We start from the raw sequence: 2,765 nt of genomic DNA on the forward strand, positions 1-2,765 counted from the left end.
TCCTGGGGCAACGGCACCGCCCTCCATTACGCCCTGAATCTCGACCTGTTCCAGCCCTGGCCCGCGCTCTCCGCCATGGCGGACGAACACGACGTGCTGATCGCCGTCGCCTGCTACCTGACGGTGCTGTTGCAGGTGGCCTTCCCGTTCGTCCTGTTCGGCAGGCTCAAGTACCCCGTCCTGACGATGCTGCTGAGCATGCACGTGGGGATCGCGGTCTTCCTGGGCCTGCCGCTTTTCTCCGGTGCGATGATCGTCGCGGACGCCGTGTTCCTTCCGGACCGCTTCTACCGGTACTTGGGACAGCTGTCGCGGCGATTCGTCCCGTCGGCCGACGCCAGGAAGGCGCCGACTCCGACCCCGCCAACTCGCTGACCACCCTGTGCATCACGGCTTTCAGCCCTCGTCAGGGCCCATGAGATGCCTTCGGCGTCGCGCTCCCGGGCTGCCCGAAAGCAGCCGCGGAACCAGTGAGGTTCCCCCGTTGTGCGGTAGGCGTTGATCGGGTCGTTTCGGTTGGATCACCCGACCCTGGCCCAGGTGTGTCGTTGGTCCGATGTGCAGTAGGCGTGGGCTGAGCCGCTTCTGTCGGGCAAGCGCTTCGCGCAACGCGGGCGCGGTTTCCTCGCGTACGACGCGACCGTCGGACCGCTCAGGGGCAACTTGCCGCGTCGATGTGTGACTTGGTGGCGTCGGTGATGAAGTCGTGCGTGCTGTCCGGGCTGAGGGCTCGGGCCTGGATGTGGTCGAACATCATGGCGTACTGCTGTACGGCGGACTGTCTTTCCAGGTAGAGGTCGCTGGTGAACCGTTCCAGGTACACCACCCCTGTCTGCGGGCCGTCGGCGAACCGCAGGATGGAGAACTGTCCTGAGAGGCCCGGGTGAGCCCCCACCGTGTAAGGAAGGACTCGCACGGTGATGTGCTGCTCGGCGGCGAGTGCGTTCAGGTGCTCCAACTGCTCGCGCATGACGTCGGGACCGCCGACGACACGGCGCAGTGCCGATTCCTCCAGGACGAGCCACAGCCGCAGGGGGAAGGTGGGGTCGTAGATGCGGTGCTGACGGCGCAGCAGCACCTTGAGGCGCCGGGCGGCCTGTTCGGCAGTGACCGAGGGAATCGTTTCCTCGATAATGGCACTGGCGTAGGCAGGAGTCCGCAGCAGGCTGGGGATCACCATGGGCTCGTAGGCATGGATCGAGGCGGCGTCCGTCTCGAAGCCGATATGGTCGCTGTGGGGGTGCTCGCCGTAGGCACTCCACCATCCCTGCTGTCCCGACTCCTGGGCCATGTGCATCAGGGAGTCGACGACCTGCTGGTCCGTCACCCCGTAGATGGTGCAAAGGTCGCGTACATCGCGGGGGCTGATGGCACGGCGGCCGTTCTCCATATGACTGATCTTGGGCTGGGAGACCATGAGCCGCTCAGCCACTTCCGTGCTCTTCAGCCCACTGTCCAGGCGGAGCCGGCGCAGTTCGGCCCCCAGACGACGTCTCCTCACTGTGGGGTTGATGATCACCGTCATGTGCGGGGTACCTCCGGATCCACGTCGTTGCCAGCTCCGAAGGCTGCCATGGGACACGACTTGTTGATCATGTGCCATGCCGTCGTGTGCGCGGACCGGTGAAATGGACTGTGACGTTGTCATTTTCCTTTCCTGTACCGACATGCCGGCCATTCGTGCCGCTGCGTCCCGGGGGCGTGCGCGAGACCGTCCGGCAGGCCGGAGCGCAGGGAGTCGTTGCCGGTGAGGGCGATGATGCGAGCCGGCACCGGTGGCGGCTGGTGCAACCGAAAGGATCCACCGGCCACGGCGGTGGCCCGCGGCGCGTGGAGGACGGCGTTGAGGCGGGTCGATCTCACCGGCCAGGGTGATTGAACGCCCGCCGGTGCTTGTCGCGCCGACAGAGAGTCAGCTGTCCTCGTCGATCAGTCCGGTCGCCGTGAGGATCCGCGACGGGTCGGTTGCCGCGGTCATCAGCCGGGCTGCGGTGGCCGGCTCTGTCTCCGGTGGGATCACCAGCAGGTCCCAGCGGCCGACGGTGTAGGAGAGCAGCATCAGCTTGTGCGGGTCCTGCTCGGCCGCGAACCAGCCGACGTGCACCACGTGCCCGTGGACGGGCACCTTCCGCGGGATGACCGGCCAGAACGTGGGGTTCACCGTGACCCGGGTGATCCGACCCCACAGCGGGTCGAGAACCTCGACGAGCGCCGGAAGCTCCGCCGTCAGATCGCGGGAGCGAGGCCACCAGGCGCCGTCGATCAGTGCTGGAGCGGTGCCGGCGGGTGCCAGTTCAAGTCTGAGCGGCGACGAAGAAACAGGAATTCGGTCCTCGACCGCAGGCGTCAACAAAATGGTCGCGGTCATGATGCGGACCCAACCCCGGGCCGGTCACGGCCGGCCCGGCTGTGGTGAATCGCCGGGAACGACACCGGCATGGAAGCCGGTGTTCGAAATGCTCTCGGTAATCACCAGGGTACTCCTCATCGACGCCTCAGGAACCGACGCCGGCCTGCGGGCTGAACGGACCACCGGGGCCAGGGCGGCCGACCGGACCGGAAAAAAGCACCCCCTGGCACACGATCCGCGAATTCGGGTGAACGCGCCGGACAATCTGAAATATGAATTTACCAATACCTGCCGTGCATTTGGGGGTTTAATTCCCGGCTATCACGACTCTCCCTCATTTTCTGTTGCCGCGCATAGATTTCTCCGTAATATGCGGCGAGCAGATCCAGGCTCCCGGGCGATTTGGCAGGGCCCG

The 2,765-nt window shown here is 65.8% G+C and carries 2 protein-coding genes and 2 pseudogenes; 2 read left to right on the forward strand and 2 right to left on the reverse strand.

The genetic code is table 11. The features are described from left to right. A pseudogene (locus ABZ642_RS46355) lies at window positions 1-375 on the forward strand (HTTM domain-containing protein); the annotation flags it as partial. Between the two features lie 277 nt (window positions 376-652). Here the strand turns inward: ABZ642_RS46355 and ABZ642_RS46360 are convergent. Continuing rightward, complete coding sequence (locus tag ABZ642_RS46360; protein ID WP_360497779.1) at window positions 653-1,525, reverse strand: helix-turn-helix transcriptional regulator; 873 nt, start codon at window positions 1,523-1,525, stop codon at window positions 653-655. A gap of 399 nt (window positions 1,526-1,924) precedes the next feature. Then, window positions 1,925-2,368 (reverse strand): annotated as a pseudogene (locus tag ABZ642_RS46365) (DUF5994 family protein); the annotation flags it as partial. Between the two features lie 79 nt (window positions 2,369-2,447). Here ABZ642_RS46365 and ABZ642_RS46370 point away from each other — a divergent pair. Next, window positions 2,448-2,765, forward strand: a 318-nt coding sequence (locus ABZ642_RS46370; protein ID WP_360497782.1) for a hypothetical protein, incomplete at its 3' end; no start/stop codon positions are given.

The sequence above is a fragment of the Streptomyces sp. NPDC007157 genome, from assembly GCF_040634235.1.
Lineage (GTDB): Bacteria > Actinomycetota > Actinomycetes > Streptomycetales > Streptomycetaceae > Streptomyces.